The organism is Micromonospora sp. NPDC049201, from assembly GCF_055586805.1.
In genome coordinates this window covers 60,710-83,103 of sequence record NZ_JBVJHM010000012.1, presented here as the reverse complement: position 1 = coordinate 83,103, position 22,394 = coordinate 60,710, and the positions used below count along the sequence as shown (strand labels likewise).

Here is a 22,394-nt window from a genome sequence, read left to right as displayed (position 1 = left end):
GCCCCTTCACATCGCCAGGCGTTAACCGGGGCCCCCTCCTTACACCGGGGCCTTGCCGAGTGCGATCTCGGCCTCGTCCTCGGGGGTGGCGCCGGGGGGCGGGGTGTCGTTCGTCGCGCGCAGCGGCACCTCCTTGATGAACCAGGCGAGCACCGGGACCGCCACGGTGATGAAGACGGCCCAGAGGAACACGTGCGAGATGGCGTCGGAGAGCGCGCCGAGCACCAGTTCCCGGGCCGGGCCGGTGAGCTTCTTCAGCGCCTCCAGGTTCATCGCACCGCCCTCACCGCCGCCGCCACCGGCGAAGGCCGGACCGGCGGCCGAGTCGGCCAGCCGGTTGGCGAAGACGGCGCCGAAGAGCGAGACGCCGAACGAGCCGCCGATGGACCGGAAGAACGTGGCCGCGCCGCTCGCCGCGCCCAAGTCCTTCTGCTCGACGCTGTTCTGCGCGATCAGCATCGACGTCTGCATCAGGAAACCCATGCCGACGCCGAGCACGACCATGTAGAGCGAGGACTGGGCCTTGCTGGTGTCCAGGGAGAGCAGGCTGAGCAGCCCCATGCCGACGGCCATCACCACGCCGCCGACGATCGGGAAGGCCCGGTAGCGGCCGGTCTTCGTGATGGTGCGGCCGACCACCAGCGAGACCACCAGCATGCCGAACATCAGCGGGAGCAGCAGCAGGCCGCTGTTGGTGGCCGAGGCGCCCTGCACGGTCTGCTGGTAGAGCGGCAGGAAGTTCATCGCGCCGAACATGGCGAAGCCGAGCAGGAAGCCGATCACCGAGATGAGCGCGAAGTTACGGTTGGCGAACAGGCCCAGCGGCAGGATCGGCTCGGGCACCCGCCGTTCCACGAGCGCGAACGCGACAAGCGCGACCACCGCCAGCGCGGCCAGCCCGAGGATCTGCGGCGAGGACCAGTCGTACTCGTTGCCGCCCCAGGTGGTGACCAGCACGATCGCGGTGATGCCGACGGAGAGCAGCGCCGCGCCCAGCCAGTCGATCTTGTGCTCGGTGCGGTACTTCGGCAGGTGCATGGTGGTCGCGAGCAGCAGCAGCGCCACGCCGCCCAGCGGCAGGTTGACGTAGAACGCCCAGCGCCAGGAGAGGTGGTCGGTGATGAAACCGCCGACCAGCGGGCCGGCCACCATGGCGATGGCCATGATGCCGGCGATCATGCCCTGGTAGCGACCCCGCTCACGCGGCGGGACCAGGTCCCCGATGATCGCCATGACGCCGACCATCAGGCCGCCCGCGCCGAGGCCCTGGACCGCCCGGAAGGCGATCAGCTCCATCATCCCGCTGTCGGTGCCGCCGAAGACGCCGGAGCCGGACATGCCGCAGAGCGCGGAGCCGATCAGGAAGACGACCACCGCGGTGAGGAAGACCGCCTTGCGGCCGTAGAGGTCACCGAGCTTGCCCCAGATCGGGGTGGAGACCGTGGTGCCCAGCACGTACGCGGTGACCACCCAGGTGAAGTGGTCGGCGCCGCCGAACTCGAACACGATGCGCGGCAGCGCGGTGCTGACGATCATGTTGTCGAGCATCGCGAGCATCATCGCGATCATCAGGCCGAACAGGACGACGCGGACATTGGGTCTCGCGATGTCCGGGGCTGGTTGACTCATCGGTAGGCTCCCCCGCGGATCGGTGGTCGACTTACTTGCCGCCCGGCTAGTTAACTTACTAGCCGCACGGTAAGCTGCCTACCGGACGAACGTCAAGCGGATAGGAAGGTGTCGGTCGGGTGAGCGAGAGCACAGGCGGCACGCGGCAACGGATCCAAGCCGTCGCGCTGGAGCTCTTCACCGAGCAGGGTTACGAGAAGACCTCGCTGCGGGAGATCGCCGAGCGGCTCAACGTGACCAAGGCCGCGCTCTACTACCACTTCAAGAGCAAGGACGAGATCGTCACCAGCTTCGTCGACGACCGGCTGCGCCGGATGGACGAGCTGATCGCCTGGGCCGCGGAACAGCCCGCCACGCTGGCGACCCGACGCGCGCTCATCGCCCAGTACGCCGACGCCATGTTCGCCGGCGAGCTGCCCAAGGTGATGCGGTTCTTCGAACAGAACCAGACCGTGCTCAAGAGCCTCGCCGCCGGTCAGCAGATGCGGGACCGGATGATGCGGCTGGCCGGCGAGCTGAGCCGCGGCGACGACTCGCCGGCCGCCCAGCTACGCGCCGCGCTCACCCTGTTCGCGGTGCACAGCAGCTGGTTCGCGGTGCGCGCACCGGGCGTCACCGACGAGGAACGCAAAAAGATCGCCCTCGAGGTGGCCGAGGAACTGCTCGCCAAGATCGGCGACAAGGGCTGACGGCGCCGCCCCGGCGGTCAGGGCGCGTCGGTGAGGGCGCGGCGGTCGGCGGGGGTGGTCAGCACTCGGCGCAGGCCGAGCAGCTCGATCCCGGGCTGCGGGGCCCAGTCCTTCTCCGGCGCGCGGACGAACCCGAACCGGTCGTAGAGGCGCCACGCGGTCGCCGCCATGCCGGCGCGTACGCAGATCACCACCGCCGAGCAGCCCAGCTCGGCGGCACGCGCCACGCACGCCTCGACCAGCGCCACGCCGGCGCCCCGGCCCTGCGCGGCCGGATCCACCGCGAGCATCCGGAACTCCGCCTCACCGGGCCCGGCGAGTTCCGCGTACGGGGTGCCCGGCAGCACGAACGTCACCGCGCCGAGCACCACGCCGGTGCCGCCGTCCACGGCCACCAGCACCTCACCGGTCGCCGCCCGGCCGGCCACGTCGGCGAGCACCGGCGCGTACCCGGTCTCGCCCTTGAGCTGGCCGTCCGCCTCGTACGCGGCCACCGTCAGGCGGGCCACCGCCGGGAACTCCGCCGGCTCGGCGCGGCGCACGAGCGGGCGGGTCAACCGATCACCGCGATCAGGTCGCCGTCCTGCACCACGTCGCCCTCGTTGACCGCCAACTGCTGCACCACGCCGTCGGACTCGGCCACCACCGGGATCTCCATCTTCATCGACTCCAGGATCACCAGCGTGTCGCCCTCGGACACGGTGTCCCCGGCCGACGCGACGACCTTCCAGACGTTCGCCACCATCTCGGCGCGGATCTCCTCGGCCATCTTCCGGCCCTCCCTCTCCCCGACAGTCCTGCGAACGGTCATCCAATCATGACGCCGGTCACGTCGAATCTCGGACCACCGGCGCTCCGACTCGCCCCACCCCGTCCCGGGCAGGGTCGGCGGCACTAGCATCGTCCGGGTCGGCACCCGGGGTGACCCGGGGACCGTACGCGACCTCCGCCGCGCTCGCCCGCGGCCGGACCGTGACCAGCACTAGGAGGCAGAGCATGGCGAAGAAGGCCCGGAAGAAGAAGGCCCGGAAGAAGAGCAGCGCCAACCACGGCAAGCGTCCCAACTCCTGATCACCCGATCAGCGCGAGGGCCGCATCGGCTCTCAACCGGCCCGTGGGCCGGACACACCGGTGGCCCGGGTCCGTGCGGACCCGGGCCACCGGCGTGTGGTCGGTCGTGCTCCTCAGTCGGCCAGCTCGCGGGACTCGGTGGTCTCGAAGACCACCAGCTCGGTCAGCCGCAGCCGCAGCCGCTCGCGCAGCTTCTCCGGCGCGGCCTCGTTGCCGCAGCAGCGGGCGACGAGCGCCTTGACCTCCTGCTCGATGCCGTACTCGCGCAGGCACGGCCCGCACTCCTCGAGGTGGTGCCGGATCAGCGTCCGGCGCTCCTCGGCGCACTCCAGGTCGAGGTAGAGGTAGACCTCGGCGAGCACCTCGTGGCAGTCCGTCTCATGCGGTTGTCCACAGCTCACGGTCACACCTCCCGGCCGGCGGCAGCGGTCGAACCCTTCGACGGCGACGCACTGAATCCGCGCTCCGCCGCGTATCGCTCGAGCAGCTTCCGCAAATTGCGTCGGCCACGGTGCAGGCGGGACATCACGGTGCCGATCGGCGTGCCCATGATGTCGGCGACCTCCTTGTAGGAGAAGCCCTCGACGTCGGTCAGGTAGACCGCCAGGCGGAACTCCTCCGGCAACTGCTGGAGGGCCTCCTTGACGTCGCTGTCCGGCAGCCGGTCGAGCGCCTCGGTCTCCGCCGAGCGCAGACCGCTGGACGTGTGCGACTCCGCCTCGGCGAGCTGCCAGTCCGTGATCTCGTCGGTCGGCGCCTGCACGGGCTGGCGCTGCCGCTTCCGGTAGGAGTTGATGTAGGTGTTGGTCAGGATCCGGTACAACCAGGCCTTCAGGTTCGTGCCCTGCTCGAACTGGTGGAAGGCGGCGTACGCCTTCAGGTACGTCTCCTGGACCAGATCCTCGGCATCCGCCGGGTTGCGGGTCATCCGCAGCCCGGCAGCGTAGAGCTGGTCGACGAAGGGCATCGCGTCCCGCTCGAAGCGGGCCCTCCGCTCGTCCGTCTTCTCGGTGGTCAACCGCACATCCCCTCGCCTCGGATGCTTTCCCGCCGAGGATACGCGTACCCGCCTGGCGGCAGATTCACTTCCCGAGTGTGTGCCGGTGCTCACGGCCGACACCGACGCGGGCCACTCCGGCGCGTCGAGCAGCCGCCTGAGCTGCCGTTCGTCCCGTTCGTCCCGCTTCCGGCTCCGTGTCTCGATCGGCACCGGTCACCCCCCTCACGCTGGCGATGTCTTCCAAAGGGCTCAACGCGACCCACCGCCCCCGACATTCCGCCGCCGTCCCAGCGCTGCGGTGATCATGGAGTTGACCTGGCGATTCGTCCGCTGAGCGCACGCCAACTTCATGATCGACGCGGCGGGACAGGGGGCGGGACAGGGGTGGGTCGCCGTTCCTGGTCCCAGCTTCGGCCGCGACCGGGAGCTGGGACCAGGAAGGGCCTGGGAGGTGGCCCCGGGCCGCCCGGGTCGGGCGGCCGGCGCCACCCGGTGCAACGATCACCGCCGGGCCGGGTCACGCGCCACGGCCGGCGCTCAGAACAGCCAACCCCGGGCGGTGAGCCAGTCCCGGACCACGGCAGCCGTGCCGGCCGGGTCGGTCCGCAGGTCGTGCCGCTCCCCCGGCCGGATCACCACGTCCACGCCGGGCCCGGAACCGGGTACGCCGAACGGATCCCGGTCGCCGTTGACCACAAGCGTGGGCAGGCCGGTGCCCAGCTCGGCGGCCCGCGACCGGTCCGGCCGGCCGGGCGGGTGCAACGGGAACGCCAACGCCACCACGCCCACCGCCCGGACGGCGCGGGCGGTCCGGCAGGCCACCCGGGCGCCACTGGACCGACCACCCACCGCCCAGCGGCCGGCTTCCGGCAGTCGCCGGCGCAGCTCGGTCAGCACGGCGGTCCACGCCTCGTCGAGGTGCCCGGCCGGCGCCGGCGCGCGCCGGCCGGCGACCCGGTACGGCTGGGTGACCAGGACCACACCCGCTCCGGCGGCACGGACCGCGTCGCGGACCGCCACCAGATCGGGCGCGTCGACGTCGCCGCCCGCGCCGTGGCCCAGCACCAGCACGGTGCCGCCGACCCTGGCCGGCGGGTCGAGCCGGACCCGGGCCGGCCCTCGGGGCGTGTCGATCTCGTCGTCGTGCGGCACCGGCCCATTCTGCGCACACCGGTCCGCCCGGCGAGAGCCCGACGGGCGAGACGCCGACACGACAGCGTGTCGGCGGGCGCCGCACACGTGCCGTCGCCCGCGCTCCGGGAGGACCGGACCGCGGGCGACGGTCGACATCAGCTCAACGGCACCAGCGTGAGCAGGCGGTCCCGGACCGGCGGCCCGGGTTCGTCGGCCGCGTCCGGATCCGGCTGCACCTCACTGCGCCAGGCGACCAGCATGGCTCGTCGCTCACGCGGCGTGGTGCCGCCCCAGACGCCGTGGCAGTCGCCCACCTCCAACGCCCAGGCCAGGCAGGAACCTTGGACGTCGCAGGTGCGGCAGAGCGCGACCGCCGCATCGGCTGGTTCGTTCGGGGCCGGAAAGAACGTCTCCGGATCGACGCTCTGGCAGGTGCCCCTGGTGCGCCACGCCTCATCCTGTCGTCGCTCGCGCAAGGCCCGCAGCAGTCGCGGATCACGCCGCGCGGCGGCCACCTCGTGCGGGCGTGGCATGCGTGCCCGTGTCAATACACCCACCTCCCCCGTGGGACCGGCGAAGATCTTTCAGAGATCGATGGTTGTCATTCGCCCCGTGCGAACAGACACCCATCACCGGCGCTGTGTTCTATCGCATTCGTACACGCGGGGACAAGGGTCTTCGGTAAACATGACTAAACGGCCGGGCGACGTTTCAGGCGCAACCCCGGCAAATCAGCACTCGACAATGTGCTGGACGCGGTCAGAACAGCGTCGGCTCGGCGTCCGCCTCCGCACCCTCCGGAACGACCCGGGCGATCAGCTCGGGACCGTCGTTGCGGACGTCGCCGACCGCCGGGGAGACCGGACGGATCTCCAACCCGGCGAGTTGCCCGGCGTCCGGCGGGACGAGCAACGCGGCCGGCTCGTCGGTCGGGCCGAGCCAGGCCGCCCAGCGCTCCCGCGGCAGCAACAGCGGCATCCGGTCGTGCACCTCGGCCAGCTCACCGAGCGCCGCGGTGGTCAGCACGCTGAACGTGAGCCGGGCCGAACCGGCCGACTCCCACACCGACCAGATGCCGGCGAGGGCCAGCACCGAGCCGTCCCGCGGGGTCATGAAGTAGGGCTGCCGGCCGCCGTCGGGACGGCGGACCCACTCGTACCACCCGTCGGCCGGCACCAGGCAGCGGCGGCGGGCGAAGGACGGCGCGTACGCCCGGCTGGTGGCGATCGTCTCGGCCCGCGCGTTGATCATGCGGGCGGCGCCGGACGCGCTACGGGCCCAGGACGGGAGCAGCCCCCACCGGCCCAGCGAGAGCAGCCGGTGCCCCTCCGGCGCGAGCCGGACCAGCGGCGCCCGGTCGGTCGGGGCGACGTTGTAGTCGGGCTCGACCTCGCCGGTCGAGTCGACGGACTCGAACAACGCGCTCAGGTCGCCCGCGCTCCGGGTCGTCGCGTACCTCCCGCACATGGCGCCCACGCTAGCCCCACCCGGCCGTTCCGGCTGTCCCGCCCAACGGGAGCCAGCCCGCGGGCCGGTCCCACCGGGCCGCCGGCTTGGCAGAATGTGAGCGTGGGGAATCTGACCGCTACGCGTCCGCCGCAGCCGTGGACCGCGCCGACCGCGAGTGACCCGGTCGCCGCGACGCTGCGCCTGCCCGGCTCCAAGTCGATGACCGCCCGGGCGTTGGTGCTCGCGGCGCTGGCCAGCGGGCCGTCGACGCTCGACCGGCCGCTGCGCGCCCGGGACACCGAACTGATGGCCGGCGGCCTGCGCGCGCTGGGCGCCCACATGTCGGTCTCCGACGACGACCGCTGGCTGGTCCGGCCGCACCAGCCGGTCGGTCCGGCGCACGTCGACGTCGGCCTGGCCGGCACCGTGATGCGCTTCCTGCCCCCGGTGGCCGGGCTGGCCGCCGGACGGGTCACGTTCGACGGCGACCCGCACGCCCGCACCCGCCCGCTCGGGCCGCTGATCGGCGCGCTGCGGGCGCTCGGCGTCCGCGTCGACACGCCGCCGACCGGCAGCCTGCCGCTCGTCGTCCTGGGCACCGGCCGGGTGACCGGCGGCGAGGTGGTCATCGACGCCTCCGCGTCCAGTCAGCTGGTCTCCGGGCTGCTGCTGGCCGCGCCCCGCTTCGATCGGGGCGTCGTGGTCCGGCACCAGGGCCCGCCGGTGCCGTCCGCGCCACACGTACGGATGACCGTGCAGATGCTGCGTGCCGCCGGGGCCGCCGTGGACGACACCACCCCCGACGTCTGGGTGGTCGAGCCGGGCCCGCTCACCGGCCGTGGCTGGGAGATCGAGCCGGACCTCTCCGGCGCCGCGCCGTTCTTCGCCGCCGCGCTGATCACCGGCGGCGAGGTCACCCTCCAGGGCTGGCCGCGCAGCAGCCTCCAACCGGTCGAGCGGCTGCGCGCGCTGTTGCAGCGGATGGGCGCCGAGGTGACGCTGGGCACCGGCGGGCTGACCGTGCGGGGCACCGGCACGGTGCGCGGGCTGGACGCCGACCTCTCCGACGTCGGCGAGCTGACCCCGGTGCTGACCGCGCTCACCCTGCTGGCCGACGGCCCGTCCCGGCTGACCGGGATCAGCCACATCCGGGGCCACGAGACCGACCGGGTCACCGCGCTGGCGACAGAGTTCACCACGCTCGGCGCCGACATCACCGAGACCCGCGACGGGCTGGAGATCCGGCCCCGCCCGCTGCGCGGCGGGACCTTCCGGACGTACGCCGACCACCGGATGGCGCACGCCGCGGCGGTGGCCGGGCTGGCCGTCCCCGGCATCGAGGTCGACGACGTGACGTGCACCTCGAAGACCATGCCGGAGTTCCCGGCACTATGGTCGGGGATGGTGACCGGCAAGAACTGACAGTGGGGGGACGCCCTGGCGACCAAGCGGCGGGAGTACGACGAGGACGACGTGCGGGTGCGCCCCGGCCGGTCGTCGCGCCCGCGCACCCGCACCCGGCCCCGGCACGCCGACGCGGTCGACGGGTTCGTGATCGCGGTCGACCGGGGGCGCTACACCTGCGTCCGGCCGGACGCCGGCCCGGACGACCCGGTCGTCACCGCCATGCGCGCCCGCGAGCTGGGCCGCAAGTCGGTGGTGGTGGGCGACCGGGTGTGGCTGGTCGGTGACGTCACCGGCGCGCCCGGCGCGCTGGCCCGCATCGTGCGCATCGCCGAACGCACCTCGGTGCTGCGACGTACCGCCGACGACGACGAGTCCACCGCGGAGGGGCGGCTGGAGCGGGTGGTGGTGGCGAACGCCGACCAGCTCGTGATCGTCAGCGCGCTGGCCGACCCGCCGCCGCGCACCGGGTTCATCGACCGCTGCCTGGTGGCGGCGTACGACGCCGGCATCGAGCCGCTGCTCTGCCTCACCAAGGCCGACCTGGCCGGCCCGGAGGCGGTGGTCGGCTACTACACCGAGCTGGAGCTGCCGTACGTGCTGATCCGGCCCGGCTCCGACCTGGCCGACCTGCGCACGCTGCTCGCCGGCCGGGTCTCGGTCCTGGTGGGGCACTCCGGGGTGGGCAAGTCGACGCTTGTCAACCGCCTGGTCCCGGCGGCGGAACGGGCGGTCGGCACGGTCAGCGCGATCGGCCGGGGCCGGCACACCTCGACCAGCGCGGTGGCGCTGCGCCTGCCCGCGGGCCCCGACGCGGGCCCGGGGTGGATCGTCGACACCCCCGGCGTCCGCAGCTTCGGGCTGGCGCACGTGTCCGCGGAGAGCCTGCTGCACGGCTTCGCCGACCTGGTCGAGGCGACCGTGGACTGCCCGGCCAACTGTCCGCACGGCACCGACGAGGCGGACTGCGCGCTGGACGCCTGGGTGGCCGCCGGCAAGGCAGACCCGCGCCGGCTCGCGTCGTACCGGCGGCTGCTGGCCTCGCGGCTCGGCGAGGGCGACGTGCGGGAGCCCGAGCGCAACCCGGGTGATCCGCTCGCCGGGTCCTGACCGGCGGGCCGGCGGCCACCCGCCGGCACCGGCCGCGCGCGCCGCACTACCGTGTCGACCATGACCGGGTACGCCGACGACCTCGCCCTCGCCCACCTGCTCGCGGACGCCGCGGACGCCGTCTCGGCGGCCCGGTTCCGCGCGCTCGACCTGCGGGTGGAGTCGAAGCCGGACCTGACCCCGGTCTCCGACGCGGACACCGCCGTGGAGCGGGAGATCCGGGCCCTGCTGGCTGCCCACCGACCCGCCGACGGCCTGCTCGGCGAGGAGTACGGCGAGCAGCCCGCCGCCGGCCCGGACGGGCGACGCTGGGTGGTCGACCCGATCGACGGGACGAAGAACTTCGTCCGGGGGGTCCCGGTCTGGGCCACGCTGATCGCGCTGCTGGAGCACGACCGGCCGGTGCTCGGTCTGGTCTCCGCGCCGGCGCTGGGCCGGCGCTGGTGGGGCGCGCTCGGCGCCGGCGCGTTCGCCGGTACCGGCCCGGCGGAGGCCACCCCGATCCGGGTCTCCGGCGTCACGGCGCTGGCCGACGCGAGCGTCTGCTACTCGTCGCTGACCGGTTGGGAACAGGCCGGGCGGCTGGACGCGATGCTGCAACTCATGCGGGACACCTGGCGCAGCCGGGCGTACGGCGACTTCTACGGCTACATGCTGTTGGCCGAGGGGGCACTGGACGTGATGGTGGAGCCGGAGCTGTCGCTGTGGGACGTCGCCGCGTTGGTGCCGATCGTCACCGAGGCCGGTGGCCGGTTCACCGACCTGGCCGGGCGCCCCGCGCCGGCCGGCGCGGACTCGGCCGACATCAGCGCCGTGGCCAGCAACGGCCCGCTGCACGACGACATCCTGGACCGGCTCGGCCGGCCAGCCGAGCGCTGACCGGGCCCGAGCCTCTATCCTCGCCAGGTGGTCTCCTCCGGTTGGTGCTTCCTCGCGGCGATGATCGTCGCGTACGGCTTCGCCAACCTGCTCCAGTCGGTGGCCGCCGCGCGGACCACCGTGCACCACACCTTCGACCCGGGGCTGCTGCTGCGGCTGGCCAGCCACCGGACGTACCTCATCGGGTTGACCTGCCAGATCGTCGGTTTCGTGCTGGCCTTCCTGGCCCGCCGGGACCTGCCGCTGTTCCTGGTCCAGGCCAGTGTGGCGGCCGGGCTGGGGGTGACCGCGGTGCTCGGCGTGCTGGTGCTCAAGTGGCGGCTGCCGGCCGCCGAGGTCGGGCTGCTGGTGCTGCTGTTCGGCGGGATCACCGCGCTGGTGCTGTCGGCCGAGCCGGCGCCGTCCCGGCAGCTCGGCACCGCCGGGCTGGTCGGCCTGGTGACGGCGCTCGGCGCGATCGCCGCGTCCGGTTTCTTCGCCGCCCGGCTGCACGGCGCGCCCGGGTCGGTGGTGCTCGGGTCACTGGCCGGGATGGCGTTCTCCGCCGCCGCGGTGGCGGCCCGCCCGCTGGCCTCCGCCGAGTCGACCGAGGCGTTCGTCCGTGATCCGCTGCTCTACCTGCTGATCGCCCACTCGCTGGTCGGCCAGCTCCTGCTCGGTCTGGCCATGCAGCGTGGTTCGACCACCGCGGCGGTGGCCGCGATGGACGCGGCCGGCGCGGTGCCCGCGGCGATCATCGGGGTGCTGCTGCTCGGCGACAAGATCTGGCCCGGCCGGGAGTGGCTGGCCGGGCTCGGCTTCCTGGTCACCTTGGCCGCCGTGGTCGGCCTGACCCGGTACGCCCAGCCGCAGCACCACCACCCGGCCGTCCGGGACCGGGGGCCGGCGATGATCGGTGTCGGGGTGGTGCCGGCTCAGGCCGCCTCGACCGGCCCGCGTTCGGCGACCACCTCGACCGGCGGGGTCGGCTCCACCGGGGTGGCCGGCCGGCGACGCCCGATCACCCGCTCGTAGAGCCGCTCCAGCGCCGCCGCCGTCCGCTCCCAGGTGTAGCTGCACCGCACCCGGTCCACCGCGGCGTGCCCGTACGCGAACCGCCCGGCGTTGTCGGTGAGCACCCGACGCAGGGTGACCCCGAGCGTGCGGATGTCGCCCGGCGGCACCAGCTTGCCGGTCACCTCGTCGACCACCGCGTCGGCGATGCCGCCCATGGCGTAGCCGACCACCGGCACGCCGCAGGCCATCGCCTCCAGCGACACCCGCCCGGCGGACGAGTAGTGCGGCGTGCAGGCCACCACGTCCGCGGAGCGGTACCAGGTGGCCATCTGGTCGTGCGGGACGGCGCCGACCAGGTGGATCCGCTCCGCCACGCCGGCCCGCTCGGCCAGTTGGCGTAGCCGGCGCGCCTCCGCGTGCCCGGCCAGCCGCTCGGCCGGCGGCCCACCGGCGATCACCAGCTCCGCGTCGCCGACCAGCCGCATCGCCCGGATCAGGTCGTCCTGGCCGTGGCCGGGCGTGAGCCCGCCGACGGAGAGGATCCTCGGCCGCTGGTCCCGGGGCGCGGCCTCACCGTCCGGATGGAAGTACCCGGTGTCCACGCCGGTCGGCACCATCGCCACCGAGGTGCGTTGCAGGCCCATCCGGGTCAGCTCGTCGACCTCGTCGTTGCACTGGGCGACCGCCACGTCCACGGCCCGGGTCAGCGCCCGTTCCAGCGGGATCCGCTGGCCCGGCCCGGCGTAGCCCCGGCCGAGGTGGCGGAGCTGCTCGACGCCGAGCGAGTGGAAGGTCTGCACAACCGGGATGTCGGTCGCGCGGACCGCGTGGGCGGCGGCCAGGCCACCCACCCAGTAGTGCCCGTGCACCACCTCGGGCGTCCAGTCGCCGGACCACTCGCCGGCCAGCCAGCGGCCGAACTCGGCCACGTACGGCACCAGCTCGACGGTGGGCAGCGGATCGGGCGGGCCGACCGGGACGCGTTCCAGGCGGTAGCCGTCCAGCTCGGCCAGGGCCGGTTGGGCGGCGGCGTCGCGGCGTTCGTACACGCGGACCTCATGGCCTCGGGCGGCGAGTTCCGCCGCCACGCGCGCAATGTGCTCCTGAGTCCCGACGGTGGGACCGTCGGTGGACGAGCCGGCGTGCGCACAGACAAGGCCGACGCGCATGGTGCACCTCCATGCGTTCTAGCTGGCGGGGTCTCCCGTTCAGAGCGTCCCATTAACCCGGGCCCGGTGCCCGCAAACCTGGCAGATCGGCACCGCGAGCCGGCGTCGCGTGGACGGGACACCGGTTCCGACCGAACCTGATCAGCGCGGTCCGGTCGGCATGACCGGCCGGCTGCGGGGTACCGCTCGGGAATGCCGTTGACCCGCAGTCTCGCCGAAGCCACCGTCGTCCTCACCGGTGCCTCCAGCGGGATCGGCGCGGCCACCGCCTACGCGCTGGCCGGGCGGGGCGCCGCCGTGGTGCTGGCGGCCCGCTCCGAGGACGCGTTGCGGCGCGTCGCCGCGCACTGCCGGGAGCTGGGCGGGCGGGCGCTCGTGGTGCCCACCGACGTGACGGACGCGGAGGCGGTGGAACGGCTGGCCGCCCGCGCGGTGGCCGAGTTCGGCCGGATCGACGCCTGGATCAACAACGCGGCCGTCGGCACGGTGGGGCTGTTCGACGAGATCCCGGTGGCCGAGTTCCGCCGGGTGGTCGACGTGAACCTGCTCGGCACCGTGCACGGCACGCGCGCCGCGCTGCCCCACCTCGCCGCGGCCGGCGGCGGGGTGCTGGTGAACAACGCGTCGGTGCTGGCCGAGGTGGCCATGCCGTACCAGTCCGCGTACAACGCCACCAAGCACGCGATCCGCGGGCTGACCGACACGGTGCGGCAGGAGCTGCGGGTGACCGGACGCGGGCACATCTCGCTCTGCACGGTGCTGCCGGCCACCATCGACACGCCGTTCTTCCGGCACGCGGCCAACCACACCGGGCGGGAGCTGACGCCGCCGCCGCCGGTCTACCCGCCGGAGCTGGTGGCCGAGACCGTGGTCCGGCTGCTGCGGCGGCCACGACGCGAGGCGTACGCGGGCGGCGCGGCGCGGTTGATGGGCCTCCAGTGGCGGCTCGCACCGGCGTTGGCCGAGCGCGCGCTCGGCTGGTACACCGCGCGCACCCAGTTCGGCCCCGGCGTACGCCGGGACGCCGACGGCAACCTCTTCACGCCCGACGCGACGGGGGCCCGGACCGACGGCTGGTCCGGCCGGCGCGGCCAACTGCTGCGGCTGACGGCAGCCTTCGGGCTGGCCGCCGCCGGCACCGCGGTCGGCACCGTCGCGGCGATCAGTCGCCGGTCCCGGACGGAACGATCATGAGTCCCGTCGACCGGACCGATGCGCGTACGGCGACCGGCGTGCACAATGGGACGATCATGCCGACGGACGCGCGTTGCCTGGTGGAGCCCGACGAGTCCTCCGCGACAGTCAGGCTGACCGGCGTGCTCGACCGGGCCGGCGTGGAGGCCGTGCGCGGCGCGCTGCTCGCCCGGTGCTGGCAGCGACCGGGCCCGGTGCGCGTCGACCTGTCCGGGGTCCGCATCCCCGACCCGGGGGTCCGTGACGTGCTCGACGGGGTCCGCGCCGAGGTCGCCGACTGGCCGGCCGCCGAGCTGCTGCTCGATCCGACCGGGCCGCCGAGCCCCGAGCCCCCCGAGCTGCTCGACGCCGACCTGCCGCCGGTGGCGGAGTCCGCCCGCCAGGCCCGGGCGCTGGTCACCGACGGGTGTGTCCGGTGGGGCCTGCCGGAGCTGGCGGAGCCCGCCTGCATCGCGGTCACCGAGATGGTCAACAACGTGGTCGCGCACGCCGCGACGCCGATGACGCTCCGGCTGGCGCCGCGCGGCGGCGCGCTGCACGTGGCCGTCCGCGACCACTCCGCCGGGCGCCCCGCGTTCGCCGGGTCGGCCCCGGTCGACTCCGTCGGCGGCCGGGGGCTGCTGCTCATCGACACGGTGGCCCGCCGTTGGGGCAGCACCGCGCTGCCCGACGGCAAGGTGGTGTGGTGCGTGCTGTACGCCGAGGACGAGGCCGCCTTCCGCAACTGAGGCGCGGTTTCGACCTGTTCCTCCCGATCCACCCCGCCGCTCGCGGTTAATGCGGCAAGGGCAGTGGGTAGTTCACCGACATGCGCGACGACGAGTACCCCACCCCCGTTTCCGACCCCGAGGCGGAGGGCCTGCCCGACACCGCCGACGACGACTCGACAGCCAACGACGACGTGCTGACCGGGCGCGAGGCGGACGGCCCGGAGCCGGCCCAGATCCCCGGCGATCGCACGCCGGTCGCCGTGGACCGGTTCGGCACCACGGCCGAGGAGCAGCTCGACGGCGAGTCGCTGGACTACAAACTCGACCGCGAGCAGTACGAGCGTCCCGCCGACGACCCGCTCGCCGGCCCGGTCGACCCGGCCATCGCGGCCGAGGCGGACAGCGAGGAGGCCGCCGCGCAGGCCCAGCTCGACGCGGACGTGATCGACCCGGGCCCGGTCTCCGACCCGCACTCCCCGGTCTCGGTCTACGACCACGGCCAGCTCGGCACCGTGGCCGACCACGAGGTGGGCCGGCTGGTCGAGCCGGACGAGGGCGCACACACCGACCAGGAGACCGACAACGTCGCCTACGACGCCGGCGCGGCCGGCGGCGGGGCGAGCGCGGAGGAGCTGGCGGTGCACGAGACGCAGCCGCCGCCCGCGCACTGAGTCACTCGTCCAGGCCCCGCTCGATGGCGTACCGGGTCAGCTCGACCCGGTTGTGCAGTTGGAGCTTGCCGAGGGTGTTCTGCACGTGGTTCTGCACGGTCCGGTGGGACAGCCGGAGCCGCTCGGCGATCTGCTTGTAGGACAACCCCTTGGCGACCAGCCGCAGCACCTCGGTCTCCCGATCGGTGAGCCGGGGTGCGTCGTCGTGCGGGGCCGGCGGCGCGGCGGCCAGCCGGCGGTACTCGCCCAGCACCAGCCCGGCCAGGCCAGGCGTGAACACCGGCTCGCCGGCCGCGGTGCGGCGCACCGCGTCGAGGAACTCGGCCGGGGCGGCGGACTTGACCAGGTAGCCGGTCGCGCCGGCCTTGACCGCGTCCAGCACGCTCTGCGGCTCGCCGCTTGCCGACAGCATGAGCACCCGCACCTCGGGCAGCGCGGCGCGCAGCCCCCGGACCACCTCCACCCCGGAGACGTCCGGCAGTTGCAGGTCGAGCACGACCAGGTCGGGACGGGCCGCCGCGGCCACCCGGACGGCCTGCCGCCCCTCGCCGCTGGTCGCCACCACGTCCAGGCCGGCCTCGGTGAGATCGCGGGCCACCCCCTCGCGCCACATCGGGTGGTCGTCCACCACCATCACCCGGATGCTCATCGGCGACGGCTCCTCGGCACGGTCAGCTCGATCTCGGTCCCGGTGCCCGGGGCGGAGACGATCCGCACCTCGCCGCCCAGGTCCGCCACCCGGCCCCGGATGGACTGGGCCACCCCGAGCCGGCCCTGCGCGGCGGCCTCCGCCAGCCGCCCCTCCGGGATCCCCGGCCCCTCGTCGCGTACCGAGACGGTCACCGTCTCCTCCTCGTCCTCGATCAGCACCCAGGCCCGCCCGCCGGCGTGCCGCGTCACGTTGTCCAACGCCGCCCCGACGGCCGCGGCCAGTTCCCCGGCCGCCTGGGCCGGCAGCGGCACCGGCGTGGCCGGCGCGGCCACCTGGACCTCGGTCGAGGCGTACCGGTCGAGCAGGTCACGCAGGTCACGGTCGGCGCCGGCCTGCTCCGGCACCGCGTCCACCCGGCCGATCAGCGCCCGCAGCGCGGCCTCCTGCTCGCCGGCCAGCCGGGCCAGCTCGGCCGCCTCTCCGTCCAGGTCGGCGCCGCGTCGCCGCACCAGCGCCAGCACCTGGAGCACCGAGTCGTGGATGTCGCGGGCCAGCCGTTCCCGCTCGCGGGTGGCCGCCTCCAGCTCCACCGCCCGCTGCAACCGGGCCTCCGCCTGGACCGCCAGCCGGGCCACGTGCCCGACCACCACGCCGGCCAGCAGCAGCAGGATCGCCCCGGTGAACGCGGACGGGTTGATCGGGTCCCGGGTGGCCAGGTCCGCACCGCCGAGCACCAGCGCGGCCACCGTGCCCCGACGCCGCCCGCCGGCGACCGCCCAGGCCAGCACCGGCCCGGCCAGCCAGGCGGAGGTCAGGACCGGCACGCCGGCGGCGAGCGCCGGGCGGCCGACCACCCACGGCGTGGCCAGGATGATCCCCAGCACCACGCCGAGGTCGGCCAGGAGCAGCGGCCAGCGCCGCCCGGCCGGACGCCGGTAGCCGGCCGTGGTCACGCCGCTCCAGGCCAGCATGCCCAGCAGGACGCCGCCGGCGGCCACCGGGTGCGCGTACTGGCTGCCGTCGCGCAGCACCAGCACTCCGACGTACGCCAGCGAGGCGAAGCGGAACACCGCGATGGACCGCCACAGCGGGCCGACCAGGCCGGGGGACGACGGCATGCGCGTCACCCTGCCACAGCCGGTCACGCGCGGGCCGCCGGGTGCGGGCCGAGAAACCCTGACGTACGGTGGAAAAGCCGCGAAAGTTGTCGAGGAGCACTGCCGGGACGGGGTCATGACAAACGCAGAACTCCCCGCACCGCGTACGGTTGTGCCCATCGAACCTTCCCTTCTGATCGCCGAAGCCTTCGACCAGGCTCAGGTGACCGAGCTGCGGCACTCGGTCACCTCCTGCGCGCACGCCGCCGGGCTCGCCGGCCAGCGGCTGGACGACTTCGTGCTGGCGGTCAACGAGCTGATCACCAACGCGGTCCGGCACGGCGGCGGGCGGGGCCGGCTGCGGCTGTGGCGTCGCGGCGGCGACCTGGTCTGCGAGGTCGCCGACCACGGCCACGGGATCAGTGAACGACGGTTGCACGACCGCGACCGGCCGGCCCCGGAGACCGCCGGCGGCTGGGGCCTCTGGCTGGCCCGGGAGCTGAGCGACACCATGGAGGTGGAGACCGGCGACGCCGGCACGGTCGTCCGGATCACCGCCGCGTTGAGCACCCGGCAGCCCGCCACCCGGCCGCTGGACGGCTGACCGGCCGGCTGATCTTCCCGGCCCGCCGCAGCGGCGGTGGACTACCGTCCGGCCGCGGCGCGGTCAGCCGAAGAGCGCGGTCAGCCGAAGAGCGCGCTCACCGACTCGCCGTTGTGGATCCGCCGCATCGCCTCGGCCAGCGCCGGCGCCACCGAGAGCACCTCCAGCTTCGGCACCCGCTTCTCGGCCGGGATCGGCACCGTGTTGGTGCAGACGATCTCCAGCACGCCGTCCTGCGCGCTCAGCCGCTCCAACGCGCCGCTGGAGAAGAGGCCGTGCGTGCAGGCCAGGCGGATCGAGCGGACCTGCCGCTCGCGCAGGTGCGAGATCAGTTCGATCACGGTGCTGCCCTTGGCGATCTCGTCGTCCAGCACGATCACGTCCCGGTCCGCCACGTCCCCGATGATGGTGCTGATCTGCACCCGGTCGTCGCTGAACCGCTGCTTCGCGCCGGCCGCCACCGGGGTGCCGAGCATCCGGGCGAACGCCGCCGCCTCCTTGGCGTTGCCCAGGTCCGGCGAGACCACCACCGCGTCGCTCAGGTCGTACCCCTTGAAGTGGGCGGCCAGCTCGCGCAGCGCGTGCAGGTGGTCCACCGGGACGCTGAAGAAGCCGTGCACCTGCGGCGAGTGCAGCGTCATGGCCAGCACCCGGTGCGCGCCGGCCGAGGTGAGCAGGTCGGCGACCAGCCGCCCGCCGATGGAGATGCGCGGCGCGTCCTTCTTGTCCGACCGGGCGTACGCGTAGTGCGGCAGCACCACGGTGATCCGGCCGGCCGACGCGCCCCGCGCCGCGTCGATCATGAGCAGCAGCTCGACCAGGTGCTCCTGCACCGGCGGCACCAGCGGCTGGATGAGGAAGACGTCCCGCTCCCGGCAGTTCGCCTGCAACTGCACCTCAAGGCAGTCGTTGGCGAACCGGGACACCCGCACCGGGTGCAGCGGAACGGCGAGGTGGGCGCAGATCTCGGCGGCGAGGTCCGGGTGGGCGGTCCCGCTGAACACGGCAATGTCACGCACGTCTGGTGATCGTACGGGCCGCCCGGTGGGAGACGGGGGACGTACCCGGCGGGTACGGTGCCTGCGTGACCGGAGAGTTCGTCGCCGCCATCGACCAGGGCACCACCTCCTCGCGGTGCATCGTCTTCGACGCCGACGGCGAGATCGTCGCCATGGCCCAGCGCGAACACCGGCAGATCTTCCCGCGACCGGGCTGGGTCGAGCACGACGCGGAGGAGATCTGGACGAACGTGGAGCACGTGGTCCGGGAGGCGCTGGCCGGCGTCGACCTCGGCCCCGAGCACCTGGCCGCGGTGGGCATCACCAACCAGCGGGAGACCACTGTGGTCTGGGACCGGGCCACCGGCCGGCCGGTGGCCAACGCCATCGTCTGGCAGGACACCCGCACCGGCCCGCTGCTGCGCGAGCTGGCCGAGGCGTACGCCGAGGAGCGACTGCGCGCCCGCACCGGCCTGACGCTGGCCACGTACTTCGCCGGCCCGAAGCTGCGGTGGCTGCTCGACCACGTCGACGGGCTGCGCGAGCGGGCCGAACGCGGCGAGGTGCTGTTCGGCACCATGGACAGTTGGCTCATCTGGAAGCTGACCGGGCGGCACGTCACCGACGTGACGAACGCCAGCCGCACCCTGCTGATGGACCTGGAAACGCTCGACTGGGCCCCGGAGCTGCTCGACGCGCTCCGCGTCCCGGCCGCGATGCTGCCCGAGATCCGCTCCTCGGCCGAGGTCTACGGCACCGCCGAGGGGGTGCTCGCCGGGGTGCCGGTGGCCAGCGCGCTCGGTGACCAGCAGGCCGCGTTGTTCGGGCAGACCTGTTTCCGCCCCGGCGAGGCCAAGTGCACCTACGGCACCGGCAGTTTCCTGCTGCTCAACACCGGTGCCAGCCCGGTGCCGTCGCGGCACGGTCTGCTCACCACGGTGGCCTACCGGATCGAGGGCCAGCCGGCCGCGTACGCGTTGGAGGGCGCCATCGCGGTCACCGGCTCGCTTGTGCAGTGGCTGCGCGACAACCTCGGCCTGATCTCCACCGCGCCCGAGGTCGAGGAGCTGGCCCGCACCGTCGACGACAACGGCGGCTGTTACGTGGTGCCGGCCTTCTCCGGCCTGTTCGCGCCGCACTGGCGCAGCGACGCGCGGGGCGTGATCGCGGGCCTGACCGGCTACATCACCAAGGGGCACCTGGCCCGGGCGGTGCTGGAGGCCTCCGCCTTCCAGACCCGCGAGGTGGTGGACGCCATGAACGCCGACTCCGACGTGGCGCTGCGCCGGCTGCGGGTGGACGGCGGGATGACCGGCAACGAACTGCTGATGCAGTTCCTCGCCGACGTGCTCGACGTGCCGGTGGTGCGCTCCCGGATCACGGAGACCACCTGCCTCGGCGCCGCGTACGCGGCCGGTCTGGCGGTCGGCTTCTGGCCCGACCTGGACACGCTGCGGGACAAGTGGCGCTCCGACGCCCAGTGGGAGCCCGCCATGGACCCGGCCCACCGCCGCCACGAGCTGCGCCAGTGGCACAAGGCCGTCCAACGCACCCTGGACTGGGAAGACTAGGTGTCCGCCCCGGAGAGGTCGGGCGCACGGCTGACGGTCAGGCCGGCGAGCGGGGCGGATGTCGCCTCACTGGTGGAGTTGCGCCTGGCCAACGCTCGGGCGCACCGTGCTCTCGACGCCGGCACCTACCGCGTTCCACGGCGTGCCGCCGTGGTGCGCCACTTCGCGGCCGTGCTGGCCGACGCGGCCGGACGGGACGCCGTCCTCGTCGCCGAGACCCACGACCGCCGGGTGGTCGGAATGGTCGAGGTGCTGCGGTGCGCCGATCCGCCGGACCACCAGATCCTGCGTCCGGAACCTTCGGCGCAGGTACACACCGTCGTGCTGCCCGACGCCAGAGGGCTCGGGGTGGGAACGGCGTTGGTGGCGGCGGCCGAACGGTGGGCACGCAGCCAGGGGGTCACGTACCTGTCGGCCGGCATCCACCACCGCAACGCCACCGCAATGCGCTTCTACCGCCAACACGGCTACACCGACGCCGGCCTCTCCCTCGGCAAGACCGTGCCCTAGCCCTTCTCCCCGCGATCTTGCACTTGCTGCCCCGACTTTCCGGCCATTCCGGACAGGTCGCGGGCCGAAAGTGCAAGATCGCGGGGTGGCGGGGGCGGGCTGGGTCAGGCCGGGGTGAGGAGGCAGAACTCGTTGCCCTCGGGGTCGGTCAGGACCGTCCACGGGATGTCGGCACGGCCGAGGTCGACGCGGGTCGCGCCGAGCGTCTCCAGGCGGGCCGCCTCGGCCGCCAGGTCGGCGCCCGGGTAGGGGCGGACGTCGAGGTGCACCCGGTTCCACCCGGTCTTCGGGTCGGGATTGCGGACGAACTCCAGGTAGGGGCCGACGCCTGCGGCCGAACGCAGTGAGGCGTGCTGGTCGGTCACCTCGCGCACGGTCCAGTCCGTCGCCTCGCCCCAGAAGCGGGCCATCTCCCGCGGGTCGGCGCAGTCGACCACCACCGCCGCGATCGGGCCGGTGTCCCGGTAGACGGTGCGCGGCTCCAGCACGCAGAACTCGTTGCCGTCCGGGTCGGCCAGCACCGTCCACGGGACGTCACCCTGGCCGATGTCGACAGGCGTCGCGCCCAGCTCCGTCAGGCGCGCGACCAGCTCCGCCTGATGCTCCGGCGACGCGGTGGCCAGGTCGACGTGCACCCGGTTCTTCACGGTCTTGGGCTCGGACGAGACGACGAGGTCGACGCAGACGGCGGACGGGTCGGGATAGCCGAAGCCCTCGGGTTCGAGGTTGGTCACGCCCGGCCCTTCGCTGGCGAGCCCCCAGCCGAGCGCCTTCGCCCAGAACGCGCCCAGCGCGGCGTCGTCCCGGGCCTTCATGGTGATCTGCACGAGCCTCGTCGACATGCCGACGAGACTAGACCGCCCGCACCTGGGCGACGAAGGCCCGCCAGGCGGCCGAATGGCGGTGTCGCGGTCAGTCCCAGCGGTTGCCGGTGAGCTTCTCGTACGCCTCGACGTAACGGGCGCGGGTCGCCTCCACCACCTCCGCCGGCACCTCCGGCGCCGGCGGGAGCTTGTCCCAGCCGCTCTCGACGGCCCAGTCCCGCACGTACTGCTTGTCGAAGGAGAACTGGACCCGACCCGGCTGGTAGGACTCGGCCGGCCAGAACCGGGACGAGTCGGAGGTGAGCAACTCGTCGCCGAGCATCAGCGTGCCGTCCGGCGTCCAGCCCAGCTCCAGCTTGGTGTCCGCGATGAGGATGCCCCGGTCGGCGGCGATCTCCGCACCACGCCGGTAGACGTCGATGGTGATCTCCCGCAGCCGTTCCGCGGTCTCCGGTCCCACCTTGTCGACCACCTGGTCGTAGGTGATCGGCTCGTCGTGCTCGCCCTTGGGCGCCTTGGTCGACGGCGTGAAGATCGGCTCGGGCAGGATCGACGCCTCCACCAGTCCTCGGGGCAGCGGCACGCCGGAGACCGCGCCGGTGCGCTCGTACTCGGCGAGGCCGCCACCGGTCAGGTAACCCCGGGCCACGCACTCGACCGGCACCATCTCCAGCCGCCGGCACCGGATCGCCCGGCCGGCGAACTCCGCGGGCACCTCGGTGGCGGAGACGACATGGTTCGGCACCAGATCCGACAGCTGCTCGAACCACCACAGCGAGAGCGCGGTGAGCAGGCGGCCCTTGTCCGGGATCGGGGTCGGCAGCACCACGTCGTAGATGGAGACGCGGTCGGAGGCGACCAGGATCAGGTCCGCGCCGTCGGCGTAGACGTCCCGGACCTTGCCCGAGTGCAGAAGTTCCACGGCGCTAAGTACACCATGGCGTAGTGCGCCGACCGGCGTGCCCACCGGCCGTCCCGCCCGACGTTGACACCCCCGGCCAGGGCCGGTGGAATGATCCGTCCACCCACCTTC

26 protein-coding genes are annotated in these 22,394 nt (G+C 73.7%); 12 read left to right on the top strand and 14 right to left on the bottom strand.

Annotation, left to right across the window (positions count from 1 at the left end; all coding sequences use genetic code 11):
• Window positions 1-39: 39 nt before the first annotated feature.
• On the bottom strand, window positions 40-1,629 hold the full coding sequence (locus ACZ6O5_RS24985) for an MDR family MFS transporter (RefSeq protein WP_465980188.1): 1,590 nt from the start codon (window positions 1,627-1,629) through the stop codon (window positions 40-42).
• Between the two features lie 119 nt (window positions 1,630-1,748).
• Between ACZ6O5_RS24985 and ACZ6O5_RS24980 the strand changes: the two genes are divergently transcribed.
• Window positions 1,749-2,318 (top strand): TetR/AcrR family transcriptional regulator, encoded by a 570-nt coding sequence (locus ACZ6O5_RS24980; protein WP_357302710.1) that lies wholly within the window; start codon window positions 1,749-1,751, stop codon window positions 2,316-2,318.
• A gap of 17 nt (window positions 2,319-2,335) precedes the next feature.
• Here the strand turns inward: ACZ6O5_RS24980 and ACZ6O5_RS24975 are convergent, their stop codons facing one another.
• Both ACZ6O5_RS24975 and ACZ6O5_RS24970 read right to left on the bottom strand, forming a co-directional pair.
• The gene (locus tag ACZ6O5_RS24975; protein ID WP_465980187.1) at window positions 2,336-2,875 is read right to left on the bottom strand and encodes a GNAT family N-acetyltransferase; all 540 of its coding nucleotides are present in this window, start codon (window positions 2,873-2,875) and stop codon (window positions 2,336-2,338) included.
• A complete protein-coding gene (locus ACZ6O5_RS24970; protein WP_091068708.1) occupies window positions 2,872-3,087 on the bottom strand; it encodes a biotin/lipoyl-binding carrier protein in 216 nt (71 codons plus the stop codon). Before ACZ6O5_RS24970 ends, ACZ6O5_RS24975 begins: the two co-directional genes overlap by 4 nt.
• Before the next feature lie 227 nt (window positions 3,088-3,314).
• On the opposite strand from ACZ6O5_RS24970, the gene ACZ6O5_RS24965 reads away from it, so the two are divergent.
• The gene (locus tag ACZ6O5_RS24965; RefSeq protein WP_369752275.1) at window positions 3,315-3,389 is read left to right on the top strand and encodes a 50S ribosomal protein bL37; all 75 of its coding nucleotides are present in this window, start codon (window positions 3,315-3,317) and stop codon (window positions 3,387-3,389) included.
• A 113-nt stretch (window positions 3,390-3,502) separates the two neighbouring features.
• On the opposite strand, the gene rsrA is transcribed toward ACZ6O5_RS24965, so the two are convergent.
• The 5 genes from rsrA to ACZ6O5_RS24940 form a co-directional block, all read right to left on the bottom strand.
• Window positions 3,503-3,790: a mycothiol system anti-sigma-R factor gene (gene rsrA, locus ACZ6O5_RS24960; RefSeq protein ID WP_107161067.1), complete on the bottom strand. Its 288-nt coding sequence runs from the start codon at window positions 3,788-3,790 to the stop codon at window positions 3,503-3,505.
• Window positions 3,791-3,792: 2 nt separating this feature from the next.
• Window positions 3,793-4,599, bottom strand: coding sequence for a sigma-70 family RNA polymerase sigma factor (locus ACZ6O5_RS24955; protein WP_465980186.1), 807 nt, complete (start codon window positions 4,597-4,599; stop codon window positions 3,793-3,795).
• Between the two features lie 327 nt (window positions 4,600-4,926).
• Window positions 4,927-5,541, bottom strand: coding sequence for an alpha/beta hydrolase family protein (locus ACZ6O5_RS24950; protein ID WP_465980185.1), 615 nt, complete (start codon window positions 5,539-5,541; stop codon window positions 4,927-4,929).
• 137 nt (window positions 5,542-5,678) lie between these two features.
• The gene (locus ACZ6O5_RS24945) at window positions 5,679-6,071 is read right to left on the bottom strand and encodes a WhiB family transcriptional regulator (RefSeq protein WP_107161005.1); all 393 of its coding nucleotides are present in this window, start codon (window positions 6,069-6,071) and stop codon (window positions 5,679-5,681) included.
• A 211-nt stretch (window positions 6,072-6,282) separates the two neighbouring features.
• Complete coding sequence (locus ACZ6O5_RS24940) at window positions 6,283-6,990, bottom strand: SOS response-associated peptidase (RefSeq protein ID WP_465980184.1); 708 nt, start codon at window positions 6,988-6,990, stop codon at window positions 6,283-6,285.
• A 102-nt stretch (window positions 6,991-7,092) separates the two neighbouring features.
• Here ACZ6O5_RS24940 and aroA point away from each other — a divergent pair, with 102 nt between their 5' ends.
• From aroA to ACZ6O5_RS24920, 4 genes are all read left to right on the top strand, one after another.
• Window positions 7,093-8,394, top strand: a complete 1,302-nt coding sequence (gene aroA / locus ACZ6O5_RS24935; RefSeq protein WP_465980183.1) for a 3-phosphoshikimate 1-carboxyvinyltransferase — start codon at window positions 7,093-7,095, stop codon at window positions 8,392-8,394.
• A 204-nt stretch (window positions 8,395-8,598) separates the two neighbouring features.
• Window positions 8,599-9,486, top strand: a complete 888-nt coding sequence (gene rsgA, locus ACZ6O5_RS24930) for a ribosome small subunit-dependent GTPase A (RefSeq protein ID WP_465980291.1) — start codon at window positions 8,599-8,601, stop codon at window positions 9,484-9,486.
• A gap of 60 nt (window positions 9,487-9,546) precedes the next feature.
• Window positions 9,547-10,365: a histidinol-phosphatase gene (hisN, locus tag ACZ6O5_RS24925; protein WP_281937779.1), complete on the top strand. Its 819-nt coding sequence runs from the start codon at window positions 9,547-9,549 to the stop codon at window positions 10,363-10,365.
• Window positions 10,366-10,425: 60 nt separating this feature from the next.
• Window positions 10,426-11,379 carry a hypothetical protein gene (locus ACZ6O5_RS24920; RefSeq protein WP_465980290.1) on the top strand — a complete coding sequence of 318 codons (954 nt, stop codon included), beginning with the start codon at window positions 10,426-10,428 and terminating at the stop codon, window positions 11,377-11,379.
• Here the strand turns inward: ACZ6O5_RS24920 and ACZ6O5_RS24915 are convergent.
• A complete protein-coding gene (locus ACZ6O5_RS24915) occupies window positions 11,280-12,530 on the bottom strand; it encodes a glycosyltransferase (protein ID WP_107161016.1) in 1,251 nt (416 codons plus the stop codon). The two genes, ACZ6O5_RS24920 and ACZ6O5_RS24915, sit on opposite strands and share 100 nt — an antisense overlap.
• A gap of 192 nt (window positions 12,531-12,722) precedes the next feature.
• Between ACZ6O5_RS24915 and ACZ6O5_RS24910 the strand changes: the two genes are divergently transcribed.
• The 3 genes from ACZ6O5_RS24910 to ACZ6O5_RS24900 all read left to right on the top strand — a co-directional run bounded on the left by ACZ6O5_RS24910 (window position 12,723) and on the right by ACZ6O5_RS24900 (window position 15,105).
• A complete protein-coding gene (locus ACZ6O5_RS24910) occupies window positions 12,723-13,724 on the top strand; it encodes an SDR family oxidoreductase (RefSeq protein ID WP_465980182.1) in 1,002 nt (333 codons plus the stop codon).
• The gene (locus ACZ6O5_RS24905) at window positions 13,721-14,452 is read left to right on the top strand and encodes an ATP-binding protein (RefSeq protein WP_465980181.1); all 732 of its coding nucleotides are present in this window, start codon (window positions 13,721-13,723) and stop codon (window positions 14,450-14,452) included. Before ACZ6O5_RS24910 ends, ACZ6O5_RS24905 begins: the two co-directional genes overlap by 4 nt.
• Before the next feature lie 80 nt (window positions 14,453-14,532).
• Window positions 14,533-15,105, top strand: a complete 573-nt coding sequence (locus tag ACZ6O5_RS24900; protein ID WP_281937787.1) for a DUF5709 domain-containing protein — start codon at window positions 14,533-14,535, stop codon at window positions 15,103-15,105.
• A gap of 1 nt (window position 15,106) precedes the next feature.
• Here the strand turns inward: ACZ6O5_RS24900 and ACZ6O5_RS24895 are convergent, their stop codons facing one another.
• On the bottom strand, window positions 15,107-15,754 hold the full coding sequence (locus ACZ6O5_RS24895; RefSeq protein ID WP_107161025.1) for a response regulator: 648 nt from the start codon (window positions 15,752-15,754) through the stop codon (window positions 15,107-15,109).
• Entirely contained in the window at window positions 15,751-16,875 is a 1,125-nt protein-coding gene (macS, locus tag ACZ6O5_RS24890; protein ID WP_465980180.1) for a MacS family sensor histidine kinase, read from the bottom strand. Before macS ends, ACZ6O5_RS24895 begins: the two co-directional genes overlap by 4 nt.
• A 115-nt stretch (window positions 16,876-16,990) precedes the next feature.
• On the opposite strand from macS, the gene ACZ6O5_RS24885 reads away from it, so the two are divergent.
• The gene (locus tag ACZ6O5_RS24885) at window positions 16,991-17,458 is read left to right on the top strand and encodes an ATP-binding protein (protein ID WP_465980179.1); all 468 of its coding nucleotides are present in this window, start codon (window positions 16,991-16,993) and stop codon (window positions 17,456-17,458) included.
• Window positions 17,459-17,538: 80 nt separating this feature from the next.
• Here the strand turns inward: ACZ6O5_RS24885 and ACZ6O5_RS24880 are convergent, their stop codons facing one another.
• Window positions 17,539-18,477 carry a ribose-phosphate diphosphokinase gene (locus ACZ6O5_RS24880; RefSeq protein ID WP_396777967.1) on the bottom strand — a complete coding sequence of 313 codons (939 nt, stop codon included), beginning with the start codon at window positions 18,475-18,477 and terminating at the stop codon, window positions 17,539-17,541.
• Between the two features lie 65 nt (window positions 18,478-18,542).
• On the opposite strand from ACZ6O5_RS24880, the gene glpK reads away from it, so the two are divergent.
• Both glpK and ACZ6O5_RS24870 read left to right on the top strand, forming a co-directional pair.
• Window positions 18,543-20,027 carry a glycerol kinase GlpK gene (gene glpK, locus ACZ6O5_RS24875; RefSeq protein WP_465980178.1) on the top strand — a complete coding sequence of 495 codons (1,485 nt, stop codon included), beginning with the start codon at window positions 18,543-18,545 and terminating at the stop codon, window positions 20,025-20,027.
• Window positions 20,028-20,537, top strand: a complete 510-nt coding sequence (locus ACZ6O5_RS24870) for a GNAT family N-acetyltransferase (RefSeq protein ID WP_465980177.1) — start codon at window positions 20,028-20,030, stop codon at window positions 20,535-20,537.
• A gap of 104 nt (window positions 20,538-20,641) precedes the next feature.
• Here ACZ6O5_RS24870 and ACZ6O5_RS24865 read toward each other — a convergent pair whose 3' ends face one another.
• On the bottom strand, window positions 20,642-21,379 hold the full coding sequence (locus ACZ6O5_RS24865; RefSeq protein ID WP_465980176.1) for a VOC family protein: 738 nt from the start codon (window positions 21,377-21,379) through the stop codon (window positions 20,642-20,644).
• A 70-nt stretch (window positions 21,380-21,449) separates the two neighbouring features.
• Window positions 21,450-22,283, bottom strand: coding sequence for a phosphoribosylaminoimidazolesuccinocarboxamide synthase (locus ACZ6O5_RS24860; RefSeq protein WP_465980175.1), 834 nt, complete (start codon window positions 22,281-22,283; stop codon window positions 21,450-21,452).
• Between the last annotated feature and the right edge of the window lie 111 nt (window positions 22,284-22,394).

Bases quoted from the DNA above. Each gene is read 5' to 3' on its own strand.
- ACZ6O5_RS24985 (WP_465980188.1), bottom strand. From the start codon at position 1,629: ATGAGTCAACCAGCCCCGGACATCGCGAGACCCAATGTCCGCGTCGTC.
- ACZ6O5_RS24970 (WP_091068708.1), bottom strand. From the start codon at position 3,087: ATGGCCGAGGAGATCCGCGCCGAGATGGTGGCGAACGTCTGGAAGGTC.
- ACZ6O5_RS24940 (WP_465980184.1), bottom strand. From the start codon at position 6,990: ATGTGCGGGAGGTACGCGACGACCCGGAGCGCGGGCGACCTGAGCGCG.
- rsgA (WP_465980291.1), top strand. From the start codon at position 8,599: ATGCGCGCCCGCGAGCTGGGCCGCAAGTCGGTGGTGGTGGGCGACCGG.
- hisN (WP_281937779.1), top strand. From the start codon at position 9,547: ATGACCGGGTACGCCGACGACCTCGCCCTCGCCCACCTGCTCGCGGAC.
- ACZ6O5_RS24920 (WP_465980290.1), top strand. From the start codon at position 10,426: ATGATCGTCGCGTACGGCTTCGCCAACCTGCTCCAGTCGGTGGCCGCC.
- ACZ6O5_RS24915 (WP_107161016.1), bottom strand. From the start codon at position 12,530: ATGCGCGTCGGCCTTGTCTGTGCGCACGCCGGCTCGTCCACCGACGGT.
- ACZ6O5_RS24910 (WP_465980182.1), top strand. From the start codon at position 12,723: ATGCCGTTGACCCGCAGTCTCGCCGAAGCCACCGTCGTCCTCACCGGT.
- ACZ6O5_RS24905 (WP_465980181.1), top strand. From the start codon at position 13,721: ATGAGTCCCGTCGACCGGACCGATGCGCGTACGGCGACCGGCGTGCAC.
- ACZ6O5_RS24900 (WP_281937787.1), top strand. From the start codon at position 14,533: ATGCGCGACGACGAGTACCCCACCCCCGTTTCCGACCCCGAGGCGGAG.
- ACZ6O5_RS24895 (WP_107161025.1), bottom strand. From the start codon at position 15,754: ATGAGCATCCGGGTGATGGTGGTGGACGACCACCCGATGTGGCGCGAG.
- macS (WP_465980180.1), bottom strand. From the start codon at position 16,875: ATGCCGTCGTCCCCCGGCCTGGTCGGCCCGCTGTGGCGGTCCATCGCG.
- ACZ6O5_RS24885 (WP_465980179.1), top strand. From the start codon at position 16,991: ATGACAAACGCAGAACTCCCCGCACCGCGTACGGTTGTGCCCATCGAA.
- ACZ6O5_RS24865 (WP_465980176.1), bottom strand. From the start codon at position 21,379: ATGTCGACGAGGCTCGTGCAGATCACCATGAAGGCCCGGGACGACGCC.